Below are 19,471 nucleotides of genomic sequence, written 5' to 3'. Positions count from 1 at the left end.
CTGGCCCGAGGCCCCCCTGGCTTCGCCGCGGAAGCCGCGCTCCGGACCGCCGCTGCGGCCTGACCGCCCCAGCTCCAGCCCGCCCTGACCCGCCCCTGCCCCTGCCCTGCTCCACGAGCCGATCCTCATACCGCCCCTGGCCGCCGGCGCCGCCCTGGTGCACAGCGCCCCCACGCTGCCGCTGGCGCAGCCCCGCGGGGTCGTCATCGGCCACATGCTGGGAGCCGCCGTGGGCTACGGGGTGCCGGCCGTCGCCGGGAGCAGCGCATGGGCCCGCCGCCGTGGCCGCCGGGTCACGCTGGCGCTGGTCATGCTCGCGCGGACCCCGCATTCGCCCGCCTGCGCCACGGCCGTCGTCGTCGTACTGCGGACCCCGGTGGCGGAGCGGTTCGTCCCCCTGCTGTTCGGTTCGACCGTCCTGATCGTCCTCACCGGGTGGGCCGCCTCCCGCGTGCGGCGCAAGGCGCCGAGGTATCCCGCGTACTGGCGGCGAGTGCGGCGGCGAAGTCCGGCTGCGAGGCCGCTCACCGTGGGTGACGGCTCGAGATGCGCGCACGGCGTCCGGCTGGTTCGCTGGATTGCGCTCGCCCTCCCCCCACGGCGCCCAGGAGTGATCATGAGTGCAGGCGAATCCCACGGCCGGTCCCGGCAGCTGCGCGACAAGGCCCAGGAACTGAACGAGGCCGCCGCGCGGTCGGCCGACCCGGAGGAGAGCCGGCGGCTGCGGGACAAGGCCCGCCGCCTGCAGGAGCAGAGCGAGCAGGAGCGCGTCATCGACGACCCGGGCATGGACCTGCGGTAGGCCGCCCGGCCCGGCCTGCGCCGGGCCCCCGCCGGACCCGCCGCCGACTGCCTGCGGACGGCTTCCCGGGCGCGCCCACGAACACGGCGTAGACCGAAGGGGCGTTACGAGGCTGCGGCGGCGGCCGCGGCGGGAGCCTCGTCCAGCTCCCAGGCGTGGCGCTTGAACTCGCGCGCGAAGTCGGCGTGGTCCTCCCACTGGCGGGCGATGCCGCGCAGCACGTCCCAGTGGTGCTCGACCGCCTGGTCGATGACCCGGCGGACCGCCGGCTCCGCGGTCGCCCGCTGCCCGATGAGCCCCTTGGCGACGGAGGCCTCCAGCGCCGCGTTGCGCAGCGCGCGCAGGGCGCGGGAGGTGTCGTCCATGGCGAAGCCGCTGTCGCTGCCCGTCTCCTCGGCGAAGAGCGGGGTGAGCCGCGCCTCGATGAAGGCGGTGATCCGCTCGAAGTGGCGTACGTCCATCGGTGGCTCCATCTCGGGTCGTTCCGGTCCTGCGGCGCGAACCGGGCCCGCACCGTCGATCATTATCCCGTACCCGCGGGGCCCTCCCGGTCCCCGAGGCCGCTTAGTCTGGCCGCATGGACGAGCTGGACGAGCTGGACGGCGTACAGGTGATCCCCTTCGCGGATGCCGCGGCCTTCGAGGACTGGCTGGCCGGGCACCACACCCTGCACGAGGGCGTGTGGGTCAGGCTGGCGAAGAAGGCGTCGGGGATCGCGTCGGTCTCCTCGGACGAACTGGTCGACATCGGGCTCTGCTACGGCTGGATCTCCGGGCAGCGCCGGTCCCTGGACGAGCGGTACTACCTGCAGAAGTACGTGCCGCGCAGGCCCCGGAGCCTGTGGTCGCAGGTCAATGTGGACAAGGTCGCGGAGCTGACGGCCATGGGCCGCATGCGGGAGCCGGGCCTCGCCGAGGTGCGCAAGGCGCAGGAGGACGGCCGCTGGGCGGTCGCCTACGCCTCGCAGCGGACGGCGGAGGTGCCGCCCGACGTCACCGAGGCGCTGGCGGCGGAGCCGGCGGCCCGCGAGGCCTTCGAGGCCCTCGACCGGACCGGGCGCTACCTCGTCGTCCTCCCCCTGCTCCAGGCCCTCACCCCGGAGGTCCGCCGGACCCGCCTGGCCAGGGCCGTACGCCTCCTCGCGCGGGGCGCCGCCGACTGAGGCGGACACCGCGCGCTCACGGCACCGGCCGAACCTCCCGGCCGCGGCCGGAGCCGTCCACTCGGACGAGCAGCGTGCCGAGGCCCCCGCAGGCGAAGGCGACGTCGATGGCCTCCGGCGAAAGCACGTCGAGCCCGCCGAGGAACAGCCGCTCCCGCAGGAGGGGTTCCCCCGCCGCTTCGCAGGAGCGGCGCCAGTCCGCGGGCGCGTGCGCGAGGGCGAAGTCCTTGAGGGCCTCTAGGACATCGAGGACCCGGCGGACGTGCGCCGCCGCGCCGTCGAGGTCGCCCGGCTCGGCCCCGGACGCGCCGGGGGCGATCGTCACCTCGCAGTGCCCGTCCCCGTCGGCGGCGGCCGACCGGACCGCGGGATCGATGTCGATCCCGCCGACCAGCCGGCCCTCCGCGTCCGCCCGCAGCACCCCGAGCCGTGGATGGCGGACCGGCCCGGCGTACCGGATACAGCAGGGCGCGAGCCGCTCCGAGGCGACCGCCCCGCAGACGGGGCACAGCAGGTGGAGATGGCAGGCCGGGTCTCCGCCCGCGGGGACGCGGTCCGAGGTGGTGTCCATGGGATCGAGGCTGGGCCGTCTCGGAAAAGATCTTTCTCCTGCCTGCCCCGTCCGATACGGTCGCGGAGTTGTTTTCGCTGCCGGGAGCTCGTGAGCCGCGCGCGCGGCCCCGGCGGTCCGCCGACTGAGAGCAGGTTTCTTCATGGCATGTCGCATCGGTGAGCTCGTGTTCGGTTGCCGCGACCCCGAACTGCTGGCGCAGTTCTGGTGCGAGGTCCTGGGCTTCGTCGTGGTCGGCCGCGAGGAGGGCTGCGTGGAGATCGGGACGGAGGAAGGTTTCGGCGGTCCGCAGCCCACGATCTTCTTCAGCGTCCGGGACGAGCCGGAGCCGGGCAAGTCCCGGCTGCACATCGACGTCAACCCCACCGACCGCGACCAGGACGCCGAGCTCGAACGCCTCCTGAAGCTCGGCGCCCGGCGGGCCGACATCGGCCAGTCCGGGGACGAGCAGTGGCATGTCCTGGCCGACCCCGAGGGCAATGAGTTCTGCCTGCTCAAGGCCCGCATCAAGGCGCTCTGATACTCGTACGGGCGGACGGGGCGGACGGGCGGGCCCGGCTACCAGCGCAGCGGGAGGCGGCTCACGCCGCGCATCAGGCTTCCCCGCAGCCAGGGCGGCGGGCCCGCCGTCGGGGCTTCGGACAGGGCGGGGAAGCGTTCGAGCAGGGAGCGGATCGCCGTGCGGCCCTCCATGCGGGCCAGCGGGGCTCCGATGCAGAAGTGCAGGCCGTGACCGAAGGCCAGGTGGCCCTGCGGGGTGCGCCTGATGTCGAAGGTGTCGGGCTCCGCGAAGCGCGCGGGGTCGCGGTCGGCGCCGGCCAGGGAGACCAGGACGGTCGCCCCGGCGGGGATGGTGGTGTCGCCCAGGTCCAGGGCCTCGCGGGCGTAGCGGTAGGTGGAGTGCTGCACGGGGCCGTCGTAGCGGAGCATCTCCTCGACCGCCCCGTCGAGCAGCCCGTCGAAGTCGCCGCGCAGCGCCGCCAGTTGCTCCGGGTGGGCGAGCAGGGCCCGTACGCCGTTGGCTATCAGGTTGACGGTGGTCTCGTGGCCCGCCACCAGCAGCAGGAAGGCCATTCCGACCACTTCGTCGGAGGAGAGCGAGTCGCCGTCCTCGTCGCGGGTCCGGATCAGCGCGCTCAGCAGGTCCTCGCCGGGGTCCTTGGCCTTGGCCTCGATGAGCTCCGTGAGGTAGCCGCCGAGCTGTCGGTGCGCGGTGTTGTCCGGGGTGCCGGGGGCGGGTGAGACGACCGCGTTGGACCAGTGGCGGAAGCGTTCGCGGTCCAGGTCCGGGACGCCGAGCAGTTCGCAGATCACGGTCATCGGCAGGGGGAACGCGAACGCGTCGATCAGGTCGGCGGTGCGCTCGGGCCGGGCGGCCATCCCGTCGAGCAGCCCGTCGGTGATCTGCTGGACGCGGGTGCGCATGCCCTCCATGCGTCGGGCGGTGAACTCCCGTGCGACCAGTCGGCGCAGCCGCGTGTGGTGCGGCGGGTCGGATTCCAGCATGTTGGCGTTCACGGCGGTGACGAGGGCGTCCGGGAAGTGCCCCGAACTGCGCCAGTCCTTCGACAGGGCGGGGTGGTTGAGCGCCTGGCGCGCCTCGTCGTGGCCGACGACGAGCCAGCTCGGCTCGTACTCGTCGGCCGTGACGATGACCTGGTGGACGGGTCCGGCTTCGCGCAGTCTCGCGTAGTAGGGATACGGGTCGGCGTTGAAGTCCTCGGCGCTGGCACTGATGTCCACTACTGGCATCGGACCACAGTAGAACGGCGGTCGGGACCGGGTGAGGGCGGTTTCAGGACACTCTGGGACGACCCGGCGATCACGGTAGTCTGCGGCTCCGCCATACGAGAAGGGGGACGGCCATGACCACCGCGCGCGAGGTAGTCCGGACATCCGTGGAGATCGCCACTCAGGACGGCACCGCCGATGCCTACTTGGCCCGGCCCGAAGGCGACGGCACGTATCCGGGGATACTGCTGTACATGAACGCCCTGGGGGTGCGTCCGCACATCAAGTCGATGGCGGACCGGATCGCCGCGGCCGGCTACGTCGTACTGCTGCCCAACCTCTTCTACCGCCACGGGCGGACGCCGGTCTTCGAACTCCCCGAGTTCGTCGACTTCCGCCGGCAGCCGGAGCTCTTCGAGCGGGTCGGCCCGGCGCTCGACTCGCTGACGCCCGAGCTCGCCATGCGCGACGCCGGGGCGTACCTGGACTGGCTCGCGGACTTCCCGGGCGCGGCCGCCGGGCCGGTGGGGATCACGGGGTACTGCCTGGGGGCTCGGCTGGCCCTGCTCACGGCGGGCACGTATCCGCGGCGGGTGGCGGCGGCGGCCGGCTTCCACGGCGGCCTCCTGGCCACCGGCGCGGCGGACAGCCCGCACCTGCTCGCGTCCGCGGTGACGGCCGAGCTGTACTTCGGCCACGCGGACCAGGACCCCTCGCTGCCGGCCGAGCAGATCGACCTGCTGGAGAAGGCCCTCACCGAGGCCGGGGTCCGCCACCGCGCCGAGGTGTACGAGGGTGCTCCGCACGGCTTCACCCTGGCCGACACGTCCACCTACGACGCGGCCGGCGACGAGCGGCACTGGGCGGAGCTGTTCGCCCTGCTGGACCGTACGTTCTGACGCGGGAGGGGGCGGGGAGGCGTCTCGGACGCCTCCCCGCCCCGCCGCCCCGCGCTACGGGGCTTCGGCCGTCACCGGCACTGGCCGGACCGGGGTCCGGTCACGGTGGTGCCGCTGACGCGCGGCGCCGGGTCGTCGGCCTCGCAGCGCAGCGGGCCGCTGACCCGGTTCGCCGAGAAGCCGATGCCTCCGGTGTTGGCTTCCAGGGAGACCGGACCGGTGAGGGTGTCGCCCGCGCAGTCCGGCGACCCCGGGCCCTCGGCGGGATCCGAGCCGATCAGCACGGAGCCGGTGGTGCCGCGGACGGTGAGCGGGCCGGTCAGCGTCGATCCGCAGAGGGAAAGGGCGAGGGCCCCGTCCGAGGACACCGGGCCGGTGAGGCGCCCGCCGGACACGGACAGGGCGCCGCCCGGCCGGACGGTGACCGGGCCGGTCCGGCTGCCGCCGGCCGCGATGCAGAGCGACTGTCCGGCGGCCACGGTCAGCGGCCCCCGGGCCGCCGTCGTGATGCAGGGCGCGCTGAACCCGACGGTGACACCGGTCGGTTGGCCCGTGGCACTGGCCTCGCGTCCGGCGTCCGGGGTGTACGAGGCGCTGATCCGATGGGCCCCGGGGCGCAGGGCGCTCGTGGTGAGACGGGCCCGTCCTGCGTCGAGCGGCACGGTCGCGAGCGGGGGGGTTCCCGTCTGTGAAGGTGACGCTGCCCGCCGGGGTGCCGGCGAGGGGGTCGGCGGAGTCCACGGTCGCGGTCAGGGCGACGGCGTGACCGAACAGCGGTGTGGTGGTGTCCGCGGTGAGCGCGGTCGACGTCCCGTGCCGGAAGGAGAGGACGGCCTTGCCTTCGCCGCGCTGGACGCTGGCCGGCAGGGAGGCCGCGGAGACTCCGGCCTCGGCCGGGGCCGCGTGGCCGCTGCCGCCGCCACCGCCCGCGCCGTAGAGGTTGCCGGGGTTGCCGCCGCCGGAGCCGCCGCCACCGCCGAACCAGCCACCGCCTCCGCCACCGTTGCCGCCGTGGGCGCCGTTGCCCCCGGTGCCGCCGCTGCCCGGGTTGGGCAGGCTGGTGTTCTCGTCGATGCGCTCGCGTTGCCTCCCGGCCCGCCGAGCGGGGAGGTGCGGATCCCGGGGCCGGGCGCCGTCTGGGTACCGCCGGCGCCGTCGGCGCCGGAGCCCTCGGGTCCGCCGCCTTGGCCGCCGTTCCCGCCGGTCGGTCCGCCGCCGTCGCCGCCGCGCAGCAGGGGGCCGCCGTTGCCGGTGCCGCCGTTCCAGCCGACCGCGGTCCAGGAGTCCGGGTTGGTCTCCCCGTCCGCGGCCGCCTTCTGCCCGTAGTCGTGGCCGGCGTTGGTGAAGGTGCGGAAGGTGGGGAAGGAGGCGATCGGCTTGGGGCTGCCGACCTCCGCGGGCGTGGTGCGGGCGCCGCCCCCGAGGAGGCGGGTGCCGGCCGGGCAGGTGGCGGTGACGAGGCCGACCGTGGAGGCCGGGCCGGGGCCGGAGACCTTGTTCATCACCACCTGGGTGTGGTTGATCAGGCTGCTCGTGAAGCAGATGGCGTACGGGGTGGTGGAGAACGCGGCGTCCACCGCGCCCCCGCTGCCGCAGAGGCCGAGCCAGTGAGTCACGTCGGTGCCGACGACACCGGTCGAACCGGTGTACTCCGTACTGCCGTCGGGGCGCGGCGCGGTGCCGTTGACGTGCTTGCCGTTCGACACCGTGCCGGTGCCGATGGCCTGGTTGATCCCGCCGCCGGAGATGAGTCCGGTACCGCAGTCCGCGGGGGTGGAGATCTCCGCGAAGGTCGATCCGGGGCCCGAGGTGGCGCCGGGGGGACGCTCCGGGCGGGTCGCCCGACCTGCACCTTTCAGTGCTACTGAAAGGAAGGTTCGAAAACATTCGATGGACCTGGGCAGTTAGGAGGGGCGAGAGTCGAGGCACAGCACCAAGCACCCCAACTCCCTTACGAACCAAGGAAGAAGGTCTTCGCACATGCGCCCCACGACCACCGGAACCCATGCCGCCCCCTACGTCTCGGGCGACCCGTACGCCGACTACCGGGGAGCCGTCTTCCCCTTCTCCCACCTCACCGATCTCGCCGACCGCCGGCTCGGCGCGGGAGTCGTCGCCGCCAACGACGAGTTCTTCGCGGAGCGCGAGAACCTCCTGCTCCGCGCGCCGGCCGTCTTCGACGTCCACGACTACGGGAACAAGGGCAAGGTCATGGACGGTTGGGAGACCCGACGCCGACGCGGGGCGGGCGCGGACGAGCCGTTCCCGGCGGACTCCGACCACGACTGGGCACTGATCCGCCTCGGCGCACCGGGCATCATCCGCGGGATCGTCGTCGACACCGCGCACTTCCGCGGGAACTTTCCGCAGCAGGTGAGCGTGTGGGCCGCAGCTTTCGAAGGGACGCCCTCGGTCGCCGAGCTCCTCGAACGGGCGGACGCCTGGGAGGAGATCGTGCCGCGCACGGCGGTGCGCGGCCACGCCGCCAACGGCATCGCCGTCGGCTCCGGGCGCCGCTGGACGCACCTGCGGATCAACCAGCATCCCGACGGCGGCATCGCGCGCCTGCGGGTCCACGGCGAAGTGCTGCCCGATCCCGTGTGGCTGGCCCTGCTCGGCACGGTGGACGTGGCCTGCGTCGTCAACGGCGGCGTCGTGGAGCACGCCTCGGACGGCTTCTACTCCTCGCCCGGGAACACCGTCATGCCGGGGCTGTCCCAGAAGCAGGACGACGGCTGGGAGACGCGCCGGCGCCGCGACAAGGGCAACGACTGGATCGCGTACCGGCTGGCCGGGCAGTGCGAGATCCGCGCGGTGGAGGTGGACACGGCCAACCTGAAGGGGAACGCGGCCGGTTGGGTGTCACTGTCCGTCAGGGACGGCGAGGACGGCAAGGACGGCGCGGACGGCGGCTGGACGCAGGTCGTCCCGCCCACCCGGCTGCAGCCCGACAGCCCGCACCGGCTGCCGCTCGCGGCGCCGGTGCTCGCCACCCACACCCGGCTCGACGTCCACCCGGACGGCGGGATCGCCAGGCTGCGCCTGCACGGGAACCTGACGAACGCCGGAGCGGCCGCGCTCACCGCCCGCGCCGCTCGTGCGTCGGGCACGGCGGGGTGAGGGTGGGCGCGGTCGCTCCGGCGGCACCGGGAAGGGGCCTTACTACTCGACGACGAGCTCGACGGGGATGTTGCCGCGGGTGGCCCGGGAGTAGGGGCAGACCTCGTGGGCCTGCTTGACCAGCAGGCTGCCGGTCTCGCCGGCCAGGGAGTCGGGGAGCTCCACGCGCAGGACGACGGCCAGCCCGAAGCCCGCGCCGTCCTTGCCGATGGAGACCTCCGCGGTGACCGAGACCTCGCTGGTGTCGACCTTGGCCTGCCGGCCGACCAGGCCGAGGGCGCTGGCGAAGCAGGCGGAGTACCCGGCGGCGAAGAGCTGCTCGGGGTTGGTGCCCAGGCCGTTCCCGCCGAGGGCCGGGGGCATGGCCAGCGCGAGGTCGATCTGGCCGTCGGAGCTGACGGCGCGGCCTTCGCGGCCGTTGGCGGTGGCGACAGCGGTGTAGATCGCGTCCATCTCGGGTGTTCCTCTCACAGGGCGGAGGCGGGGCCGTCGGTCGTCGGCCCTGCCCCATCAATATTGCACACAATTAAGTTGTGCACAATTCAGTTGCCGCCACGACACCCCCGAGTACACTGGCTCCCATGACCGAGCAGCTCCCCGCCACCCACCCCGACCAGGACTTCCTGCGCCTCGACGGCCAGATCTGCTTCGCGCTCGGCGCGGCGAACCGCGCCTTCGGAGGCCTCTACCGCGTGGTCCTGAAGGACCTCGGGCTGACCTATCCGCAGTACCTGGTGATGCTCGTCCTGTGGGAGCACGGGGAGATGCCGGTCAAGGAGCTCGGCCGGCACCTGCGGCTCGACTCGGGAACACTGTCCCCGCTGCTCAAGCGGCTGGAGGCGGCCGGACTGATCTCCCGCGAGCGCAGCGCCGAGGACGAGCGGTCCGTGCACGCGCGACTCACCGGCGAGGGGGTCGCCCTGCGGGCCCGAGCCGTCGAGGTGCCCCGGCGCATCGCCGTCGCGACCGGCTTCGAGCTCGGCGAGATCAAGGACCTGCAGGAGCGCCTGCGGCGGCTCACCGCCGCCCTGGACGCGGCGGTTCCGCAGGAGTAGCGGGGGCCTCCCCCGCCGCGGGCGGCGGCCGCCACAGCGGGTGCTCGCGGCGCGCCCAGTCGGCGGCCACCGAGCCCGTGCGCATGCCGCGCCGGGCTTCCGGGTCGGCCAGCGCCTTCATGACGTGCCCGGCGACGGCCGCGGCCAGTGCGAGGGCCAGCCAGTCGTGGACGAAGGTCGCACCGGTCCGCCAGGGCAGCGGGGCCAGCCCGGTGAACCACATCAGCAGGCCCGTGCCGAGCATGACCAGGGCGGCACCGGCGCTCCAGCTCGCGTAGAGCTTCTGCCCGGCGTTGAACTTGCCCGCCGGGCGGGCCTCCTGGCGTGCGTCCCGGCGCAGCGCGGAGCGCAGCCAGGTCCGGTCGTGCGGGCCGAAGCGGTTCAGCCGACGCAGATCGGCGCGGAAGGCCCGGGAGGCGAGCCCCAGCAGGGCCGGGGCCGGGATCAGCAGTCCGGACCATTCGTGCAGGGTGACCACGAGGTGGCGGCGGCCCACGAGTTCGGCCAGGGGCGGCAGGTAGAGGCAGCCCGCGGTCGCCAGGCACAGCCCCGCCAGGGCGGCGGTGCAGCGGTGGATCCAGCGCTCGGCGGGAGTGAACCGGCCGACCCGGCCGGGCCGGCCGGGCCGGTTCGCGACGCGGCCGGGGTGTTCAGACCGTGGGGGCATCGTCGCGTCCGTTCGATCTGCCGACCCAGGCGTCGACGTCGTAGCCGAGTTCCTCCCAGTAGCCGGGGCGGACGTCCTGGGTGAGGGTGATGCCCGACAGCCACTTCGCCGACTTGTAGAAGTACATCGGTGCCACGTAGAGGCGGACCGGGCCGCCGTGCGCGTGGCCGAGGGGCGCGTCCCGCATCCGCAGGGCGACCATCACGTCGTCCCGGCGGGCCTGCGGCAGCGTGAGGCTCTCGGTGTAGGTGCCGTCGAAGCAGGTGAAGCGGATCGCACGGGCCTCGGGGCGGACCCCGGCGGCGTCCAGGAGCAGGGTGAGCGGGACCCCCTCGAAGGGCGTGCCGGGCACCCGCCAGCCGGTCACGCACTGCACGTCGCGCACGACACGGGTCTGGGGCAGGGCCCGGAGCGCGTCGAGGGTGTACGAGCCCGGCCGCTCGACCAGGCCGTCGACGGTCAGCCGGTAGTCCCCCGGGCCCCGTTCGGGGACCGAGGAGGCGACGGAGTAGTAGCGGAACCCGCCGGCGCCGGGCAGCAGTCCGGTCAGGCCGGTGGGGTCCGAGGCGGCGGCCCGGCCCAGTACCGCGTCGAACGCGGACTGGAGCCGGGGCGCCGCGGCCAGGCCGAGGGCTCCGAGCCCGACCATGCCGAGGACCAGCCGACGGCCGACGGGAGCGCCCCGTCCGTCGGGGTCCACGGAGGGGTCGACGAAGGGGTCCACGGAGGGGTCGACGAAGGGGTCCACGGAGGGGTCGACGGAACCGCCGGGATCGAAGGAGCCGCCGGGGTCCGCTTCCTGTTCTGTGGTCACAGGGCGATTCGACCACCGGCCGGACCCCCGCGGCCAGGGGTCGCGGGGGTCCGTCAGACTTCCGTCACACCTCGCCGTGCGCCGACGACGGGCGCCGGCACCGCGGATCAGCCGCGGATCAGCCGCGGAAATCGTCCGGGCGGACCGGCGAGGCCTCGGCGAGCGCTTTGGCGACGGCCGCGACGCCCTCCCGCAGGCCGTAGACGGGGGTGCCGGGCTGCTGGCGCCAGGAGTCGTCGAGGCCGCCGGCGTCGACGGTGTCGAAGCCGAGCTCGTCGATGAGGGCCCGTACGGTCTTCTTCGCCGCCTCGTCGTCACCGGCGACGGGCAGGGCCTGCCGGTCGGGGTGGCCCGCTTCGAGCGGGCGCTCCAGGATGTCCTGGGCGTAGGTGCCGTTGAAGGCCTTGACCACGGGATGCCCGAGGTGGCTCTCGGTCCAGCGGCTCTCGGTGAGGCCCTCGTCCTCGATGCCGGCGATCCGGCCGTCGCGCTGCCGCGGGTAGTAGTTCCCGGTGTCGATGACGGCGAAGCCGGGGGCCGCCCCGTCGAAGAGGCCGGCGGGCAGGTCGGGCACGTTCTTCAGGGGGACGGTCACGACCACGACCTCGGCGCCGCGCGCCGCCTGCGCGACGGTGACCGGGGTGGCGCCCGTCTCCTCGGCGAGGCCGGTCAGGGTCTGCGGGCCGCGCGAGTTGGCGACGGCCACGTCGTGCCCGAGGGCGGCGAGCCGGCGGGTGAGGTTGCCGCCGATGTTGCCCGCGCCGATGATGCCGATCTTCATGAGCTCTCCCGTGCGTCCTGGGGGTTCGGGTGTCGCGATGGTCCGAACCTCCCCCGGGCGCCGGGCATTCCGCCGCGGCCCGGCGGATCCCGCCCGCCCTCCGTTCGGGGGACCCGTACGCACGGGCGTCCGGGTGGTGTCCGCACCCGGCGGAACCACCCGGACCTCGGGGTTTACGCCCCGCTCGCCTTGAGCATTTCCTCGCGCTCGACGGGCTTCACGCGCTCGCGGCCCTGCGGCTCGCCCAGCGCCTTCTCGGCGGCGTCCAGCTTGTACCAGCCCTCCCACGTCGTGAAGCGGATCTCCCGGCCCGAGAGGAAGGCCTCGACGGCCTCCGGCTCCGGGGTGGCGGGGGTCCGCAGACGGCCTTCGGCGTGGTCGGCGAGCAGGTTCGAGACCGTCTCGTTGGCGTCGCCCTTGGTGTGGCCGATCAGACCGATCGGACCGCGGCGGATCCAGCCGGTGACGTACGTCGACGCGAGGTGCGCACCCGCTTCGATGACGCGGCCGCCCTCGTCCGGGACCGTGCCGGAAGCGACGTCCCACGGCAGCTTGGGCAGTTCGTCGGAGAGGTAGCCGACGGCGCGGTAGACGGACTGCACGTCCCAGTCGGTGAACTGGCCGGTGCCCTTGACGTTGCCGGTGCCGTCGAGCTCGGTGCGCTCGGTGCGCAGTCCGACGACCTTGCCGTCCTCGCCGAGGATCTCGGACGGGGACTCGAAGAAGTGCAGGAAGAGCTTGTGCGGGCGGTCGCCGATGTCGCGGATCGCCCAGTTCTCCAGGGTCTTGGCGACCATGTCCGCCTGCTTGTTGGAGCGGCGGGTGGTGATCGAGCCCTCGTCGTAGTCGATGTCCTCGGGGTTGACGATGACCTCGATGTTCGGCGAGTGGTCCAGCTCGCGCAGCTCCATCGGGCTGAACTTGGCCTGCGCGGGGCCGCGGCGGCCGAAGACGTGGACCTCGAGCGCCTTGTTGGCCTTGAGGCCGTCGTGGACGTTCGCGGGTATCTCCGTCGGCAGCAGCTCGTCGGCGGTCTTGGCGAGGATGCGGGCCACGTCGAGGGCGACGTTGCCGACGCCGAGGACGGCGACCTTCTCCGCCTCCAGGGGCCAGGTGCGCGGTACGTCGGGGTGCCCGTCGTACCAGGAGACGAAGTCCGCGGCGCCGTGGGAGCCGTCGAGCTCGACGCCCGGGATGGTGAGCTCACGGTCGGCGGTGGCACCCGTGGAGAAGATCACGGCGTCGTAGAACGAGTGCAGCTCGTCGAGGCTGATGTCGTTCGGATAGTCGACGTTGCCGAAGAGACGGACCTGCGGCTTGTCGAGCACCTGGTGGAGGGCGGTGATGATGCCCTTGATGCGCGGGTGGTCGGGCGCGACGCCGTACCGGATCAGACCGAAGGGCGCCGGCATCCGCTCGAACAGGTCGATGGACACACCCGGCTCGGTGGCCGCCTCGGACTTCAGCAGGGCGTCGGCGGCGTAGATGCCGGCGGGGCCGGCACCGACGATTGCTACCCGCAGGGGGCGAGGCATGTCTGGTTCCCTTCGAACGACGAATTGACTCGATCAAGGGAACACTAAACTGAGGCAAGCCTAACCCAGAACCCACCCCCTACTTATGCCCCTATAACCCGGGCTTATGGCTTACCCAAGCCGGGCTTGGGGGCGGAGCGGGCCCCGCGTGCCGCGAGCTGACCCTGGAGGAACGCGTCCGTATCGGGTGAATACGGTCCGCCGTGGTCGAAGAGCAGCTCCGTGATCCGCAGCCACTCCGCGGTGGCGGCGCGGGTGGCGTCATCGCCGCCCTGCGGATCGCCCCTGACCTCCTCGGCGGCCCGTTCGGCTGCCTCCAGCGCCTCGGCGGCCTCGTGGTGGGTCAGTCCGGCGGCCTCCTCCCGCACCCGGGCGCGGGCGGCGCGCTCCGCGTCGGAGGGGACGTGCGGCTCGTTCGCGGCGTCGTCGGTCATCGCGTTTCCGCCTCGGCTTTCCGTGGGTCTGGGGCTGGATTCAGGGCTGGGCGTCGGGGCTGGGCGTCGGGGCGGCCGGTCTGGGGACGGCCGGGGTCACCAGGAGTCGGTCACCACGACCGGGTAGGACTCGCGCGAGCGGACGGTGACCGTACCGCTGTCCCCGTACACCTCGCGCCGCCAGTCCGCGAAGACCCGTGCCACCCGGCGCGCGTCGTCGCCCCTGCTCTTGCCCTTGCCCGCGGTGGTGAAGGCGACCTCGGCGAGGCCGGACCCGCCCACCTTGCGGACGCGGACGGCGCCGATGCCGTCGGCGGGGACGGTCCAGTCCGCTTCGGTGCGGTGCTCGCCGTAGTAGGCGGCGAAGTCACGGGTCATGTCGAACCATCCGGCGGCGCCGCACGGGCCCGCGCCGTTGGTGACGGCTCCGCCCCCGCCGCCGGGCGCGGCCGTGCCGTCCGTGGGCGGGTCCGGGGTGCCGGAGTCCTGATCGGTCGGCGGGTCCGGGACGCCCGTGTCCTGGTCCGTGGGCGGGCCCGCGTACGTGCCCGTCTCCTCGTCCGTGGGCGGGCCCGCGTAGGCACCCGTGTTCTCGTCCGTGGGCGGGCCCGCGTACGCGCCCGTCTCCTCATCCGTCGGGATGTCAGGGGCCGCCGTGCCGACGCCCGCTCCGCCGTCCGTCGGCCCGTCCAGATCGCAGATCGCCGGGCTCGGCGCCGCGACGGGGGCGGGCCCCGCCGCCTCCCCCGCCCGTACGGTGCCGCAGCCCGCGAGCACCGCGCACAGCAGTGCCGCGAGCACGGTCGGCGCCGTCCGCGCGGTCGCGGACCGGGCCGTCCTCTTCGTGGTCGCCTTCATGTCGTCGCCCCCTTCCCCGTACAAGAGGGGCCAGCGGTAGCCGTGGTTCCCTCCGGGGCCGGCTTGGGTAGTCTTCCCGGGACACAGTGCACGGCAGGCTCGGGGTGGGGTAATGGGACGTCAGACACGCGTGTCCGGAGCGGTGGTGGCGGCCGCGTCGCTGCTGCTCCTCGCCGGATGTTCCGGAACCGGGACGGCCCCCGGTGACGACCCGAAACCCGGCACCGCCACCTCCGCGCCACCCTCCTCGTCCACCGCGCCCGACGACGGGAAGCCCGCCCCCGGGGACGTGCTGCCCGGTTTGGCCACCACGGCCGAGGCCCGAACCCGGCTGGCTGCGCTGAAGGTCGCCCCGCCGGGGACCATGTCCGGTTACAGCCGGGACAAGTTCACGCACTGGGCGGAGCAGGGGAACAAGTGCGACACCCGCGAGGTCATCCTGCAGCGGGACGGCGCGAACGTCACCCGGGACTCCGAGTGCAAGGCCGTGTCCGGGACCTGGAAGAGCCTGTACGACGATGTGGTGGTCACCGAGGCCTCGAAGATCGACATCGACCACATGGTGCCGCTCGCCGAGGGCTGGCGCTCCGGCGCGGCCGGCTGGGACGCCGCGAAGCGCAAGGCCTTCGCGAACGATCTGACACACCCCCAACTGCTCGCGGTGACCGCCTCCTCGAACCGCTCGAAGGGCGATCAGAGCCCCGACCTGTGGCAGCCGCCGTCGAAGGCTTCCTGGTGCCAGTACGGTCGCGCCTGGACGACCGTGAAGTCGGCGTACGGCCTGACCGTCACCGAACCCGAGAAGCGGATGCTCGCCACCATGCTCGACACGTGCGCGGCGTGAGACCGATCCACACGCCCTCCTGACGCCCGGACCGGATCACAGCACCGCGATGCCCAGCGGCCGCGAACCCGCCGCGAGGCGGCGGCTGTTCCCGCTGTCGAGGTCCACGACCGTGATGCCGTTCCAGTAGCCGTCGCGGGTGTATCCACCGGTGACGTAGGCCGTGCGCCCGTCCCGGGAGACGGCCACGTCCTCGTGCGGCCCCTCCAGCGGGTACACCCGTTCCGCCCCGTCCGGGGAGCGGACCGTGAGGGACGGCCCCTCGCCCTTCCCCTGTTCCACCGCCCCCGTGCCGACCACCAGCAGCCGGCCGTCCGGCGTGGCGGCGACCCCGTGCTGGTGGGTGTCCGCGGTCAGCCTCTCGATCGTGGTCCGTCCCGTCCGCGGGTCCACCACGGCGAGCCGCTCGCCCTCGAAGGGGAGCAGCAGCATCCCGTCGGCCGGCCGCACGGCGGTGTAGTGCGGCTTCAGCCAGGAGCCGAGCCCGCCTTCCGTCCCGTACGGGGCGACCTCGATGCGGCGCGGCAGCAGCGAGCCGGCGGGCACGACGGTCACGTCGAAGGAGTCGTGTCCGGTGACGTAGATCTCGGACCCGTCCTTCGACACGTCCACGTCGAAGGGGCGACGGCCCACCGGGACGACCGCGGTGACGGCGGCCTTCGCCGTGTCGACGACCTCGAGGACCCCGGTGGTCCCGGGGACGTTGACCCCGACGTAGGCGCGGGCGCCGTCGGGCGAGAGCGCGATGCCCATGCCGCCGCCCCGGTACTCGCCGCCGGTGACGGGCCCGGCGGCGGTGGTGCGGTACGGGACGCGGGTCTGCAGGGTGCGCGTCCGCGTGTCCACGACGGCGACCCCCTCGGCCGTCGCCACCCAGGCCCGGCCGTCCGCGCCGACCGCCAGGCCGTACGGAGCCCTGCCGACCCGGACGGAGCCGACGGAGCCGCGCTCCGGGTCCACGAAGGTGACGGTGTCGGCGCCGAAGTCTGCGACGAGCAGGGTCCCGGCAGGGGTCTGCGCGGCCGTCGGCAGCGGGGAGGCGGCGGGCGCCGAGGGCTGCGGCGCCGAGGCGGGCTGAGTGCAGGCGCCGAGCAGCAGGGCCCCGGCGAGGGCCGCGAGGGCGGTACGGGTCGTCCGCGTCGCCCGCTCGCGGCGGCGCGGGTGCGGTCGGTCGTGCTCCGGCACGGGTGCCCCTCTCGTTTCCGGGGGCGGGGCCGGTGGTGCGCCCGCTCCCCCGTACCCATCCTCACCTCGCGGGAGGGGCCGGCCGTTCGGCCCGCCGGCCGACCGCCGGGTCGACCGATCGGTTGATGCGAAGGCGGGACGGGCCCGGGAGCGGCGGAACGTTCAGCCCTCGTACTCCGTGAGGTCGATGCCGTGGATGTTGAGCAGGGCCCCGGACTCCGGGTGCGAGGTGTCCTTCTCCGCCACCATCCCCAGCTTGCGGATCACGTTCTCGGACTCGTCGTTGCCCGCCCGGTTCACGGCGACGACCCGGTCGAGGCCCCGGTCCTGGAGGGCGAACTCCAGCGTGGCGTGCGCGGCCTCGGAGCCGTATCCCTGGCCCCAGTAGGAGCGGCCGAGGCGCCAGGTGATCTCCGCCGCGGGCAGCACCTCGGGCAGCCACCACGGCATGGACAGGCCGACGGCACCGATCAGCTCGCCGGAGGCCAGCAGCTCGACGGCGAAGATCCCGAAGCCCTCCTCGTCCCACTCGTCCTCCCACCGCTCGATGGTCTCGGCGGTCTCCTCGAGGTCGAGGGTCTCGCCGTCGCCGATCCAGCGCATCACCTCGGAGTCGGCGTTGATCTCCGACAGGGGGACGAGGTCGTCCTCGGACCAGCGGCGGAGGAGGAGGCGGGGGGTGCGGATCTCGGTCATGGAGCCCATCCTGCCGAACGCGCCCGCCATCGGGTAATCGGGTCCCCCGCTAGCCCTCCGCACCCGCCTGACCAGCCGGGTCCCGCGGGTCCCCGGCGCGGCCCGGACCGGCCGGATCCCCCGCCGGGACGGTGATCGCGTCGAGCTGCGCCCGCAGGTAGGCGTGCGAGTCGACCGGCTCGTGCGGGAGGCGGCCCAGCGGCGCCGGAAGGGACTCCACCCGGGTGTGCGGGTCGCACTCGTAGAAGTAGACGAGCGAGATCAGCTCCTCGGCCGGTGCGTCGGCGGGCGGCGGCAGCACCCGGTGGCGGCCGGCCCGCCACCGGTCGCCCGTCCAGCGCGCCATCAGGTCACCGATGTTCACGGTGAGCGCGGCGGGATCGTACGGGGCGTCCTGCCAGCCCTCGGCCTCGGTGTGGATCTGCAGCCCGCCCGCGCCCTGCTCGCGGTCCAGGACGGTGACGGTGCCGAAGTCGGTGTGCGCCCCGATGCGGAACTGACCGGGCAGCGGCGGCCCGACGGTCTCGGTACCGGGGTACCAGTTGACGTTGAACCCCCAGGTGGGGTGGCTGGTGTGGCGGGTGAAATGGTCCGCCTCCAGGCCCAGGGCGGCGGCCAGCAGCCCGAGCAGTTCGTCGGAGAGCGCCCGCATCTCGGCCAGGTACCGGACCACCAGCGGCCGCAGCGCGGGCGCCTCGGCCGGCCACGCGTTGGGCCGGAACCACTCCGCGTCCACCGCCGGGATCCCGGTCGGGTCCTCCGCCGCCCAGGACCAGGACTCCTTGAGGTCCGGCGGGGAGGCCGCGCCCTCCGCGTAGCTGTTGGCCTCCGCGCCCGGACCGAGCCAGCCGCGGCCGCCGACCGCGACGGCGTACGGGGCCTTGGCGGCGGCCGGGAGCCGGAAGAACGCGCGGGCCGCCTCCCGGATCCGCCCGGGCAGCTCCGGATCCACCCCGTGCCCCGCCACCAGGAGGAAGCCGGCGCTCTGCAGGGCCTCGTCGACGCGGGCGGCGACGCGCCGGCGGGCTTCGGGTCCCCCGGAGCGCCACGGGCCGAGATCGATCACGGGGACCTGGGAACTCACCACGGCGGGACCTGCTTTCCGGATCGGTGCGGGCGCCGCGCGGACCGGATTCAGCCCGCGGAGCCCCGTAGGACGTACCGGACCAGGCCCTCCCCGGTGCCGGCCTCGGTGAAACCGGTCCGTCCGAGCACCCCCTGGGAGGGTGTGTTGTCCGCGTCCGTCGTGGCCGCCAGCAGGGTGGTGCCCGGCTGTCCGAAGGCCCAGGCGGTCAGCGCCTTCAGGGCCTCGGTGGCATGGCCGTTGCCGCGCGCCGAGGGCAGGAGGTCGTAGCCGACCTCGGCGCGGCCGTCGGCGTCCGGGGCGCCGTGGAAGCCCATGCCGCCGATGGCCCGCCGGTCGCTCGCGCGGATGATGGCGTACGGTCCCCAGCCCGGCCGGTACGTCCCCGCGTCGCGCGCCTTCGTCACCATCCCCGCGGCGTACCGGGTGCCGTCGCCGGGTCCTTCCCCGGCCCAGGCGAAGCCTCCGCTGCCGCCCGCGTGCAGGTCGGCCGCGGCCATCGGGGAGATCTCGCAGAGCAGTACGCTCCCGGCCTCGACGGGTTCGGCGTACCAGCGCCAGGACGCCTGGCGGGCGAGGCCCGGCAGTTCGCCCCGGCCGGTCGCCCACAGCAGGGTCCGCCAGGAGTCGTGGCCGCGCGGGACGTGCGGGAAGAGGCGGTCCAGGGCCCGTTCGGCCAGGGCGGGGCCGGGCTCCCAGTCGTGGATGCCGAGCCCGCTGAGGATGTCGTGGGTGTGCAGCAGGGTCTCGACGACGCCCATCGCGGCGAAGCCGTCCGCGCCCGCGCTGCCGTACGGGTGCCAGGCGCGGTCGTCGGGCCGGGCGGCGGCCACGACGGCGGAGAGCATGCCCCCGGTCGCCGTGATGATCTCCAGCAGGCCGGCGGGGGTGGTGCCCGGGTCCGCCGTGATCTCGAAGGGCACCCAGGCCGTGCGCGCACGGCCGGTGACCTGCGCGGCGTAGGCCGTGTAACAGCTCGCGACATGGACCGCGGTGTCGTAGCAGCTCCATTCCAGCCCGGCCGCCGGGACGGACCAGTCGAGGTGCACCGCCTCCCCCAGTGCCCTCGTGCTGAGTGAAACCGCTTCGTCCATGTCCTGCGGACCCGTGATCGCCATGCGCCGAACCCTAGGTCGGCGCCCGGACGCGGCCAAGGGATTATCCGCGGGCCCGGTGGCGCGCCTGCGGGCCACGGCCGGGGACGGGGCGCTACTGCTTGTGCTCGGACGGCGC

The 19,471-nt window shown here is 74.0% G+C and carries 23 protein-coding genes and 1 pseudogene; 8 read left to right on the top strand and 16 right to left on the bottom strand.

Annotated features, from left to right (window positions below; all coding sequences use genetic code 11):
• Positions 1–106: 106 nt before the first annotated feature.
• Together DRB96_RS07385 and DRB96_RS07380 are read left to right on the top strand one after the other, a co-directional pair.
• Positions 107–466: pseudogene (locus DRB96_RS07385) on the top strand (HPP family protein); the annotation flags it as partial.
• Between the two features lie 150 nt (positions 467–616).
• Entirely contained in the window at positions 617–802 is a 186-nt protein-coding gene (locus DRB96_RS07380) for a DUF6381 family protein (protein ID WP_162689005.1), read from the top strand.
• Positions 803–906: 104 nt separating this feature from the next.
• Here DRB96_RS07380 and DRB96_RS07375 read toward each other — a convergent pair whose 3' ends face one another.
• Positions 907–1,263: a hypothetical protein gene (locus tag DRB96_RS07375; RefSeq protein ID WP_112447694.1), complete on the bottom strand. Its 357-nt coding sequence runs from the start codon at positions 1,261–1,263 to the stop codon at positions 907–909.
• Positions 1,264–1,379: 116 nt separating this feature from the next.
• Between DRB96_RS07375 and DRB96_RS07370 the strand changes: the two genes are divergently transcribed.
• Positions 1,380–1,964 (top strand): YdeI/OmpD-associated family protein, encoded by a 585-nt coding sequence (locus DRB96_RS07370; RefSeq protein ID WP_112447693.1) that lies wholly within the window; start codon positions 1,380–1,382, stop codon positions 1,962–1,964.
• 16 nt (positions 1,965–1,980) lie between these two features.
• Here the strand turns inward: DRB96_RS07370 and DRB96_RS07365 are convergent, their stop codons facing one another.
• The gene (locus DRB96_RS07365) at positions 1,981–2,535 is read right to left on the bottom strand and encodes a hypothetical protein (protein ID WP_112447692.1); all 555 of its coding nucleotides are present in this window, start codon (positions 2,533–2,535) and stop codon (positions 1,981–1,983) included.
• A gap of 142 nt (positions 2,536–2,677) precedes the next feature.
• Here DRB96_RS07365 and DRB96_RS07360 point away from each other — a divergent pair, with 142 nt between their 5' ends.
• Entirely contained in the window at positions 2,678–3,055 is a 378-nt protein-coding gene (locus tag DRB96_RS07360; protein WP_112447691.1) for a VOC family protein, read from the top strand.
• Between the two features lie 38 nt (positions 3,056–3,093).
• On the opposite strand, the gene DRB96_RS07355 is transcribed toward DRB96_RS07360, so the two are convergent.
• A complete protein-coding gene (locus DRB96_RS07355; RefSeq protein WP_112447690.1) occupies positions 3,094–4,287 on the bottom strand; it encodes a cytochrome P450 in 1,194 nt (397 codons plus the stop codon).
• A gap of 113 nt (positions 4,288–4,400) precedes the next feature.
• Between DRB96_RS07355 and DRB96_RS07350 the strand changes: the two genes are divergently transcribed.
• The gene (locus DRB96_RS07350; protein WP_112447689.1) at positions 4,401–5,165 is read left to right on the top strand and encodes a dienelactone hydrolase family protein; all 765 of its coding nucleotides are present in this window, start codon (positions 4,401–4,403) and stop codon (positions 5,163–5,165) included.
• Between the two features lie 71 nt (positions 5,166–5,236).
• On the opposite strand, the gene DRB96_RS07345 is transcribed toward DRB96_RS07350, so the two are convergent.
• Both DRB96_RS07345 and DRB96_RS43710 read right to left on the bottom strand, forming a co-directional pair.
• Complete coding sequence (locus DRB96_RS07345) at positions 5,237–5,827, bottom strand: hypothetical protein (RefSeq protein WP_112447688.1); 591 nt, start codon at positions 5,825–5,827, stop codon at positions 5,237–5,239.
• An 87-nt stretch (positions 5,828–5,914) separates the two neighbouring features.
• Complete coding sequence (locus DRB96_RS43710) at positions 5,915–6,871, bottom strand: hypothetical protein (protein ID WP_204357666.1); 957 nt, start codon at positions 6,869–6,871, stop codon at positions 5,915–5,917.
• A gap of 274 nt (positions 6,872–7,145) precedes the next feature.
• Between DRB96_RS43710 and alc the strand changes: the two genes are divergently transcribed.
• On the top strand, positions 7,146–8,285 hold the full coding sequence (alc, locus tag DRB96_RS07335) for an allantoicase (protein ID WP_112447687.1): 1,140 nt from the start codon (positions 7,146–7,148) through the stop codon (positions 8,283–8,285).
• A gap of 42 nt (positions 8,286–8,327) precedes the next feature.
• Here alc and DRB96_RS07330 read toward each other — a convergent pair whose 3' ends face one another.
• On the bottom strand, positions 8,328–8,738 hold the full coding sequence (locus tag DRB96_RS07330; protein WP_112447686.1) for an organic hydroperoxide resistance protein: 411 nt from the start codon (positions 8,736–8,738) through the stop codon (positions 8,328–8,330).
• A 128-nt stretch (positions 8,739–8,866) separates the two neighbouring features.
• Here DRB96_RS07330 and DRB96_RS07325 point away from each other — a divergent pair, with 128 nt between their 5' ends.
• Complete coding sequence (locus DRB96_RS07325; RefSeq protein WP_112447685.1) at positions 8,867–9,340, top strand: MarR family transcriptional regulator; 474 nt, start codon at positions 8,867–8,869, stop codon at positions 9,338–9,340.
• On the opposite strand, the gene DRB96_RS07320 is transcribed toward DRB96_RS07325, so the two are convergent.
• From DRB96_RS07320 to DRB96_RS07290, 6 genes are all read right to left on the bottom strand, one after another.
• Complete coding sequence (locus tag DRB96_RS07320; protein ID WP_112447684.1) at positions 9,303–10,007, bottom strand: cytochrome b/b6 domain-containing protein; 705 nt, start codon at positions 10,005–10,007, stop codon at positions 9,303–9,305. The genes DRB96_RS07325 and DRB96_RS07320 overlap by 38 nt on opposite strands.
• On the bottom strand, positions 9,991–10,656 hold the full coding sequence (locus DRB96_RS07315) for a molybdopterin-dependent oxidoreductase (protein ID WP_112453272.1): 666 nt from the start codon (positions 10,654–10,656) through the stop codon (positions 9,991–9,993). Before DRB96_RS07315 ends, DRB96_RS07320 begins: the two co-directional genes overlap by 17 nt.
• A gap of 283 nt (positions 10,657–10,939) precedes the next feature.
• A complete protein-coding gene (locus tag DRB96_RS07305; RefSeq protein WP_275432069.1) occupies positions 10,940–11,641 on the bottom strand; it encodes an NAD(P)-binding domain-containing protein in 702 nt (233 codons plus the stop codon).
• 134 nt (positions 11,642–11,775) lie between these two features.
• Complete coding sequence (locus DRB96_RS07300) at positions 11,776–13,137, bottom strand: FAD-dependent oxidoreductase (RefSeq protein ID WP_112447682.1); 1,362 nt, start codon at positions 13,135–13,137, stop codon at positions 11,776–11,778.
• Between the two features lie 104 nt (positions 13,138–13,241).
• Positions 13,242–13,571 (bottom strand): hypothetical protein, encoded by a 330-nt coding sequence (locus DRB96_RS07295; RefSeq protein ID WP_239516389.1) that lies wholly within the window; start codon positions 13,569–13,571, stop codon positions 13,242–13,244.
• Between the two features lie 96 nt (positions 13,572–13,667).
• Positions 13,668–14,429: a hypothetical protein gene (locus DRB96_RS07290; protein ID WP_112447681.1), complete on the bottom strand. Its 762-nt coding sequence runs from the start codon at positions 14,427–14,429 to the stop codon at positions 13,668–13,670.
• Positions 14,430–14,541: 112 nt separating this feature from the next.
• On the opposite strand from DRB96_RS07290, the gene DRB96_RS07285 reads away from it, so the two are divergent.
• Complete coding sequence (locus tag DRB96_RS07285; RefSeq protein ID WP_239516123.1) at positions 14,542–15,273, top strand: HNH endonuclease family protein; 732 nt, start codon at positions 14,542–14,544, stop codon at positions 15,271–15,273.
• A gap of 36 nt (positions 15,274–15,309) precedes the next feature.
• Here DRB96_RS07285 and DRB96_RS07280 read toward each other — a convergent pair whose 3' ends face one another.
• The 4 genes from DRB96_RS07280 to DRB96_RS07265 form a co-directional block, all read right to left on the bottom strand.
• Positions 15,310–16,371, bottom strand: a complete 1,062-nt coding sequence (locus tag DRB96_RS07280) for a hypothetical protein (protein ID WP_239516783.1) — start codon at positions 16,369–16,371, stop codon at positions 15,310–15,312.
• A 249-nt stretch (positions 16,372–16,620) separates the two neighbouring features.
• On the bottom strand, positions 16,621–17,154 hold the full coding sequence (locus DRB96_RS07275; RefSeq protein ID WP_112453269.1) for a GNAT family N-acetyltransferase: 534 nt from the start codon (positions 17,152–17,154) through the stop codon (positions 16,621–16,623).
• A gap of 49 nt (positions 17,155–17,203) precedes the next feature.
• Positions 17,204–18,241, bottom strand: a complete 1,038-nt coding sequence (locus tag DRB96_RS07270) for a 2-oxoglutarate and iron-dependent oxygenase domain-containing protein (RefSeq protein ID WP_112447679.1) — start codon at positions 18,239–18,241, stop codon at positions 17,204–17,206.
• A gap of 47 nt (positions 18,242–18,288) precedes the next feature.
• Complete coding sequence (locus DRB96_RS07265; RefSeq protein WP_239516122.1) at positions 18,289–19,356, bottom strand: GNAT family N-acetyltransferase; 1,068 nt, start codon at positions 19,354–19,356, stop codon at positions 18,289–18,291.
• Positions 19,357–19,471: the final 115 nt, after the last annotated feature.

The organism is Streptomyces sp. ICC1 (genome assembly GCF_003287935.1).
GTDB lineage: Bacteria > Actinomycetota > Actinomycetes > Streptomycetales > Streptomycetaceae > Streptomyces > Streptomyces tritrimontium.
Note: the sequence above shows the minus strand (reverse complement) of the source record. Positions and strands in the feature narration are given on the sequence as shown.

Excerpts from the sequence above, each read along its gene's own strand:
- DRB96_RS07275 (WP_112453269.1), bottom strand. The coding sequence starts at position 17,154 with ATGACCGAGATCCGCACCCCCCGCCTCCTCCTCCGCCGCTGGTCCGAG.
- DRB96_RS07380 (WP_162689005.1), top strand. The coding sequence starts at position 617 with ATGAGTGCAGGCGAATCCCACGGCCGGTCCCGGCAGCTGCGCGACAAG.
- DRB96_RS07320 (WP_112447684.1), bottom strand. The coding sequence starts at position 10,007 with ATGCCCCCACGGTCTGAACACCCCGGCCGCGTCGCGAACCGGCCCGGC.
- DRB96_RS07265 (WP_239516122.1), bottom strand. The coding sequence starts at position 19,356 with ATGGCGATCACGGGTCCGCAGGACATGGACGAAGCGGTTTCACTCAGC.
- DRB96_RS07355 (WP_112447690.1), bottom strand. The coding sequence starts at position 4,287 with ATGCCAGTAGTGGACATCAGTGCCAGCGCCGAGGACTTCAACGCCGAC.
- DRB96_RS07295 (WP_239516389.1), bottom strand. The coding sequence starts at position 13,571 with ATGACCGACGACGCCGCGAACGAGCCGCACGTCCCCTCCGACGCGGAG.
- DRB96_RS07370 (WP_112447693.1), top strand. The coding sequence starts at position 1,380 with ATGGACGAGCTGGACGAGCTGGACGGCGTACAGGTGATCCCCTTCGCG.
- DRB96_RS07285 (WP_239516123.1), top strand. The coding sequence starts at position 14,542 with ATGGGACGTCAGACACGCGTGTCCGGAGCGGTGGTGGCGGCCGCGTCG.
- DRB96_RS07350 (WP_112447689.1), top strand. The coding sequence starts at position 4,401 with ATGACCACCGCGCGCGAGGTAGTCCGGACATCCGTGGAGATCGCCACT.
- DRB96_RS07360 (WP_112447691.1), top strand. The coding sequence starts at position 2,678 with ATGGCATGTCGCATCGGTGAGCTCGTGTTCGGTTGCCGCGACCCCGAA.
- DRB96_RS07290 (WP_112447681.1), bottom strand. The coding sequence starts at position 14,429 with ATGAAGGCGACCACGAAGAGGACGGCCCGGTCCGCGACCGCGCGGACG.
- DRB96_RS07300 (WP_112447682.1), bottom strand. The coding sequence starts at position 13,137 with ATGCCTCGCCCCCTGCGGGTAGCAATCGTCGGTGCCGGCCCCGCCGGC.
- DRB96_RS07330 (WP_112447686.1), bottom strand. The coding sequence starts at position 8,738 with ATGGACGCGATCTACACCGCTGTCGCCACCGCCAACGGCCGCGAAGGC.
- DRB96_RS07375 (WP_112447694.1), bottom strand. The coding sequence starts at position 1,263 with ATGGACGTACGCCACTTCGAGCGGATCACCGCCTTCATCGAGGCGCGG.
- DRB96_RS07325 (WP_112447685.1), top strand. The coding sequence starts at position 8,867 with ATGACCGAGCAGCTCCCCGCCACCCACCCCGACCAGGACTTCCTGCGC.
- DRB96_RS07365 (WP_112447692.1), bottom strand. The coding sequence starts at position 2,535 with ATGGACACCACCTCGGACCGCGTCCCCGCGGGCGGAGACCCGGCCTGC.
- alc (WP_112447687.1), top strand. The coding sequence starts at position 7,146 with ATGCGCCCCACGACCACCGGAACCCATGCCGCCCCCTACGTCTCGGGC.
- DRB96_RS07315 (WP_112453272.1), bottom strand. The coding sequence starts at position 10,656 with ATGGTCGGGCTCGGAGCCCTCGGCCTGGCCGCGGCGCCCCGGCTCCAG.